Here is a 6557-nt window from a genome sequence, read left to right on the forward strand (position 1 = left end):
TTTAAACATTGTCAGGCTGAGCCTGTCGAAGCCTTTATGAGTAAAAAGGGGTAAGTCAATAAAATAAAAAACTCCTTTCGGTCTGAAAGGAGTTTGTTTTTTATATTCTGTACAGTTATTTCGTAAGATCAAGACCTCCGAAATTTCCGGAGCTCATCATGAGATAAACGCCCTCAGATTTATCCAGCGTGTTCCAGTATGCATGAAGTTCTTCCGCGTTGGTGAACACTTTTAAATTTTCATTCTTAAACTTTTCTTTAATCAGTTCCGGTGAAATCGGCTCCATTCTTTTGATTTTCAGGGCATCTTCAGAATAGAAAACAATCGCTTCATCCAGTCCGTCCATTGCGTGATCGTACTGTTCCAGAAAAACAGGATTTAAGCTGGAATACGTATGAAGTTCAAGAAAACCGTATTTCTTTTCGTTTTTAAACTGTTCGCAGAATGCTTTTACGGCTGCCTTTACCTTACTCGGCGCGTGTGCAAAATCTTTATACAATGTTCCGTTGTCTTCTCTTTCCACCCTTTCCAGACGCTTTGAGGCTCCTTTAAAGCTCATAATGGCTTCATAGAAATCTTCATCCATAATTCCCAAAGTATGGCAGATGTGTCTTGCCCCTTCCAGGTTTAATAAATTGTGTGCGCCAAAAACCGAAAGCGGAACATCGCCCATTTCCGTTTTCAGGTGAACTTTTCCGTTTACAATTTCGTATTCAGGGGTTTTGTAAGGAATTTTTCTGAAATAATTTTCAGCACTTTCCACCACTTTTACCACTTCGGCATCTTCTTCATTGTATACCAGAACACCGCCTGCCGTTATGCTTGCCACAAATTTTCTGAACTGATCCACATAATCATCAAATGTTTTGAAAACGTTGATGTGATCCCATGCAATTCCGCTCAGCAAAGCAATATTCGGCTGATACAGCAAAAATTTCGAACGGAGATCGATAGGAGAGGAAAGATATTCATCCCCTTCCAAAACCATGAAATCATTTTCTTCGCTCAGTTTTACCATGCAGTCGAAGCCTTCGAGCTGTGCTCCCACCATGAAATCCACTTCTTTCTGATGGAAATTCAGCACATGGAGAATCATGGAAGTAATTGTCGTTTTTCCGTGTGAACCGGCAATAACCACTCTTGTTTTATTTTTAGACTGTTCGTACAGAAATTCGGGATACGAATAGATTTTCAGCCCAAGCTCTTTGGCTTTCGCCAGTTCCGGATTATCCTGATGGGCGTGCATTCCGAGAATAACGGCATCGATATCCGAAGTAATCTTTTCCGGAAACCATCCCATTTCTCCGGGAAGAATTCCTTTCTTTTCCAAACGTGATTTCGAAGGTTCAAAGATCGCATCATCCGAACCTGTTACATGGTATCCTTTATCTTTTAATGCAATGGCAAGATTGTGCATCGCACTTCCGCCGATCGCGATGAAATGGGTTTTCAACTGTATTTACGGTTTTTTTACATTAGTATTAATGATCTCCTGAAAAGCATTGGTAATGTTCGTCCAGTTTGTTTTGTAATTCGGCATTACCGAGCTTGCATCGGTTTTGCTGCCTTCATTCGGACCTTTTTTTATGTTGATTGTTGTGGCAATCCCGTCATAGATTTTCTGGTGGTCTTCCTGTATTCTTCTGAAATTATTCTGGGAGAGTGTATTGTCCAGCTTTTTAAGATCTTCGTCTGTAATTTTAAAATCCTGCCTGTATTTTTTACCCTGTCCTTCGAAAGAATAATGGGCAGTATTTCCTTTAATCAGAAGATTTTCATATATCGGTGCAAATCCCCCGCTTTTCGAATAGCTGATGTCGAAATCCGAATACACTTTCTGGCTGTTGCAGGATACTAATACTATGATCGCGAATAAAATTCCTAATATTCTTTTCATCATTTTATACTTTAATTATCTGACTCTTTTTGCTCTGATTTTTTAGCTTTTAATTCTTCATCATAACTGTGCAAGACGTTGAAATCCTCCGTCTGCTCAATCGCTGTCATGATTTTATGCAGAATCTGCTGCGCATTTTCTTTGTCGTAATCTATATCAAGAGGTGCTTTAAACTCCATCGTCGGTTTTACGCCTGTCACTTTTACACGAAGTCCCTTTTTATCGAATGCCCTTCTGAATCCGTTAATCTTAATAGGAATAACAATAGGACGTTGGTTTTTAACCAGTTTTGCCGTACCCCTTCTTCCCTGTGCAAATGCTGCCGTGGTTCCCTGAGGAAAAGTAGCTACCCATCCGTTATCGAGTGCTTTCATAATATTATCTACCTCGCTCATGTCTACCATCCGGTTGACGTTTTTACCTTCCGCTCTCCAAGTCCTTTTTACCGTTACCGCCCCTGCAATCTTAAAGATTTTAGGAAGAATCCCTTTATTCATGGTTTCTTCAGCAGCTACATAGTAAAAATCGATTTTAGGATTTAGAAGATAGATAGGGTTTTTAATGGTATTTAAATAGCCGTTGTTTACTGAGCAGAATGCATGATACATCGCTGCCACATCTGCGAAATACGTCTGATGGTTGGATACAAACAATACATTGGAGTCGGGAAGATCTACAAGATATTCCGTTCCGCTGATTTTCAGTTTATTAAAGCCGTTGAATCTTCTGTAAGATACCAGTCCTAAAATAAAAATAATTAATCTTTTTAAAAAATAAGGAGTTCCGAACGCGTCGGTGAAAATGTTTTTCTTCGCCATCTCTCAATTAAACACGATATTGCAAAGTTACATTTTTTTCAGCAACTGGCTGAATTCACTCAGAATCATGGCGGTAGCGCCCCAGATAATATATCCGTTGAAATTAATAACAGGAACTTCATTTCCTGCCGTGCTCGGTAAAACCATCATTTCCGGCTCATCCGGAAGATTGAGAAAACAGGTGATGGGAAACTCTATAACTTCCACTGCCTCGCTCTGCTGTAAAATAAATTCCGGATTCTTTTTCGTATACGAAATATAAGGATATACATAAAAGTTGCTGGGCGGTATGTAGATCGGCGACATTTCGCGAATCATTCTTACATAATGCTTTTCAATGCCGATTTCCTCTGAAGTCTCACGCACCGCAGTTTCTGCAAAATCCTCATCCGCTTCTTCGCGCTTTCCGCCCGGTAAAGAGATCTGTCCGCTGTGACGGTCGTGCTCATTAATGGTTCTCTGGATTAAAGGGAAATGCCACTCATCGTTTTTCAGGTACAAAACAATATTTACGGCAGCAAACTTTGGATTTTTTTCCAAAACCTCTTCATACGTAAAAACAGGGCGGGAAGGAGGCGAGAAAACACTGTGCGCATGGATTCCCGGCAATTCCGCAGTTTTTATTTTCTTTAATAAATCTTTTCCAAAACTCATTCTCAAATTTAATCATTTCTTTTGAAGAAAGGAAGAGCGGAGAATGTTAATTAATGGTAAAAGTGGGAGAGTGGTGGTTGGCTGTTTGTTGATGGTTGATGATTGATGATTGATGATTGATGATTGATGATTGATGGTTGATGGTTGATGGTTGATGGTTGATGGCTGTTGGTTGTACGCTGAGCGGAGCCGAAGCGTACTGCTTGGTTGATTTGTTTGAATGACTGAATTGATGAAATCTGTTTTTTTGCTTGTTTTTAAAAGATTTTTTTTGATGAACGGGTTAAAATTACCGTAGAAATGTCCATTTTCCACCACCATAAAAAATTCTGACCGGTTTTGACTGCTTTTGACCGGTTTTGACCGGTTTGAAAACCCATTTCTTCGGATCATGTTCGGGTCTTCTTCGGATCGGCTTCGGAAAAATGGGATTTTTTCCGAAGAAACACCGAACAACAGCCGAAGGATTCCCGAAGAATTTTATGGAAGTATTTCTGCTTCATTGTACGCTTCGGCTCCGCTCAGCGTACTTTAGTGCGATTCCATTTAAACAGATCATTGTAAGCCACATCTAGCATCGTACGCTTCGGCTCCGCTCAGCGTACATCAGCGCGATTCCATTTAAACAGATCATTGTAAGCCAAACCATCACCGTGCGCTGAGCGGAGCCGAAGCGTACATTAAAACATACATTTTAAAAAATTTCATCATGATTTCCAACCTGTTTGAAAAAAAATGCATCCTTTAAAATAAAGCGACATGTTTTGTCGTTAATGGATTGTAATTTTGCAGAAGAGTAAAAAGGATGAGATTTTCTTTCTACCATTCTGAACAAAAATTAATAAAGACAAGCTGCTAAAAGCTCATAAAAAACTAAAAAACCATGATTAAAACAAATAAATTTCGGACAGATTCTGTCAACTTCAGTATCTATTCTTTAAGAATGCGGGTTTCCTTATTTTTCTAAGCATTCCCTTTCTTAATTTCACCTTTACAATAACGTTAAAATTACACTAAGTATGAAAAAACTCGGCATGAGTATGCTCACTCTGTGCAGTATTCTGAGCGTTTCTGCTCAGGAAGTGGTCTGGCAGAAAGATATCCGGTCTTCTACGCAGGACTTTCTTTCACAGGTCACCACAACCATCGATCAACAGTATTTAATTACCGGAAGCAGCATCCATTCTGACAACAGTCAACCAACAACTGGTAACCAAAAGCAGAACAACGGCTACGATTTCCATCTGGTAAAACTCAACCAGCAGGGCGAAGAAGTCTGGGAAAAATATTTCTCAGGAAAAAATCATGATTTTCTTTCAGCAACGGTCAATACGCAGGAAGGCGGATTTCTTCTGGCGGGTTCCAGCTATTCAGGGAAAGGGCTGGATAAAAAAGACGAATCCAAAGGCGGCAGCGATTTTTGGCTGATCCGCATCAACGAATTCGGGGATGAATTATGGCAGAAAACCATAGGCAGTACTGCGGATGAAGAAGCCCGGACGGTGATTCAGACTACGGATATGGGGTTCATTGTTGCAGGAAATACAACCCTTCCCTTCGACTCCGCTCAGGGTAAACAAACTCAAGATCCAAAAATGAAAGGGTATGGTTCCAAAGATGTTCTGGTGGTACGACTGGATAAAAACGGAAAAGAATTATCCCAATTGATTTTAGGCGGAAAAGGATTGGATGAAGTGGAAAAGATGATTCCCACTAAGGATGGAGGTGCTTTATTGGGAGTGTATTCCAGAAGCGCAGCTTTGGCAGGAAGCGGGAAGACGGAGGCAGGAAGTAGTAAAACCATCAATTATCAACCAAAAACAAGCAGCAATTTTGGTGAAGGCGATTACTGGATCGTGAAACTTTCGAAAGACGGAAAAGTGGAATGGGAAAAGAACTTCGGAGGAAAAGGCGATGATCATCTAAGAATACTTGCCCTGACTTCAACCGGCTACCTGATCGGAGGAGAATCCAGATCGGAAAGATCGGGAAATAAATCCGTCGGTATTGAAGAGGGTACTGATTTATGGTTGGTTGCTATTGATTTAAGCGGAAATGAGCAGTGGCAGAAATCCTACAGCTTTAAAAACAGGGATGTTCTGATGGGGATGAGTGTCATTGCCGGGAAGCAGGAAAACGGAGGCGGGAAGTCTAAGGGAATTCTCTTAGGTGGTTACACACAGGCGGAAGGAAGGATTGAAAATGATGATGAGACTTTCTGGATGCTGTATCTTGACCAGAACGGAAATGAGCAGTGGAGAAAGCACGTAAAGGGAGAATCCCGAAAAAAAGAGGAACGATTATCTGATATTAAGCTGAACCGTGACGGATCGATTGTACTCGCAGGAACCAGCGCAGAGGAACTGGGGAAAGAAAACTGGAAGATCGTGAAACTTGGCGATAAACAGGTTGACCAGCTGATCGAAAAGCAGGATATCAGGATCTACCCGAACCCGGTAACGGATTATGTGTATGTGGAGCTTGGGTTTGAGGGCTTGAGAGAGGGAGCGTTTGAGGCTGAAATTGCAGTGTACGATATGGGCGGAAGAAAGCTTGAAACGGTAAAAACAAAAAATAAGATCACCAAAATCAATACCCAGCCTCTGATTCAGGGGGCGTATCTGGTGGTGGTGAAAACCTGTGACAAAACGGCGAATGCCAAATTGATTAAAAAATAAGACAAATGAAGAAAAATATTTTAGTTATACAAGTTCTTCTGGCTTTAGGATTACAAGAAGGATATGCACAAAGTAGCATTGGGGAAACTGTTAATAATCCAATTGCCTCCCCCTCAATAGCATCATTGTCGCGCTATTCAGATGTTCCCATTAATGAAGCAACGGGAATTCCCAATATCAATATTCCGCTTTTAGATATTCCTATGAGTGATAATACGCTGAGTTATCCGATAAGTTTAAGCTACAATATTCAAAACTACGAAAATACAGACAGAATTAGTGATGTTGGTTATGGCTGGTCATTGCTCGGAACCAGTGTTATTTATAAAAAGGTTATAGGAGAATTGGATGAATGTTATGATAATCCTTCCGCGCCTGATCATTTTAATAACGAATTTGATGATATGTATTACTATTCATTACCGGGACTGTCTGGATGTACTAATTTAGCGTCCAGTTAAAGTTAAGCATAAAACCTTAATTTTAACCTATGAAACGAGAGAGAAAAAT

Annotated in this window: 7 protein-coding genes; 2 read left to right on the plus strand and 5 right to left on the minus strand. The window is 40.4% G+C overall.

The window, feature by feature from the left end; translation table 11 throughout:
* Positions 1-115 precede the first annotated feature (115 nt).
* From H6W52_RS18780 to H6W52_RS18800, 5 genes are read right to left on the minus strand one after another with little or no spacing between them, the layout of a single operon-like run.
* Entirely contained in the window at positions 116-1453 is a 1338-nt protein-coding gene (locus tag H6W52_RS18780) for a UDP-N-acetylmuramate--L-alanine ligase (protein ID WP_116099759.1), read from the minus strand.
* A gap of 6 nt (positions 1454-1459) precedes the next feature.
* The gene (locus H6W52_RS18785) at positions 1460-1897 is read right to left on the minus strand and encodes a hypothetical protein (RefSeq protein ID WP_076395814.1); all 438 of its coding nucleotides are present in this window, start codon (positions 1895-1897) and stop codon (positions 1460-1462) included.
* 11 nt (positions 1898-1908) lie between these two features.
* Positions 1909-2715 (minus strand): lysophospholipid acyltransferase family protein, encoded by an 807-nt coding sequence (locus tag H6W52_RS18790; protein WP_087707729.1) that lies wholly within the window; start codon positions 2713-2715, stop codon positions 1909-1911.
* A 27-nt stretch (positions 2716-2742) separates the two neighbouring features.
* The gene (locus tag H6W52_RS18795; RefSeq protein ID WP_116099760.1) at positions 2743-3369 is read right to left on the minus strand and encodes an NUDIX hydrolase; all 627 of its coding nucleotides are present in this window, start codon (positions 3367-3369) and stop codon (positions 2743-2745) included.
* Between the two features lie 12 nt (positions 3370-3381).
* Positions 3382-3690: a hypothetical protein gene (locus H6W52_RS18800; RefSeq protein WP_123892018.1), complete on the minus strand. Its 309-nt coding sequence runs from the start codon at positions 3688-3690 to the stop codon at positions 3382-3384.
* 698 nt (positions 3691-4388) lie between these two features.
* On the opposite strand from H6W52_RS18800, the gene H6W52_RS18805 reads away from it, so the two are divergent.
* Both H6W52_RS18805 and H6W52_RS18810 read left to right on the plus strand, forming a co-directional pair.
* The gene (locus tag H6W52_RS18805) at positions 4389-6047 is read left to right on the plus strand and encodes a T9SS type A sorting domain-containing protein (protein ID WP_185216894.1); all 1659 of its coding nucleotides are present in this window, start codon (positions 4389-4391) and stop codon (positions 6045-6047) included.
* Positions 6048-6052: 5 nt separating this feature from the next.
* Positions 6053-6508 carry a hypothetical protein gene (locus tag H6W52_RS18810; RefSeq protein ID WP_116099763.1) on the plus strand — a complete coding sequence of 152 codons (456 nt, stop codon included), beginning with the start codon at positions 6053-6055 and terminating at the stop codon, positions 6506-6508.
* Positions 6509-6557: the final 49 nt, after the last annotated feature.

The organism is Chryseobacterium sp. C2(2020), assembly GCF_014218915.1.
GTDB lineage: Bacteria > Bacteroidota > Bacteroidia > Flavobacteriales > Weeksellaceae > Chryseobacterium > Chryseobacterium mucoviscidosis.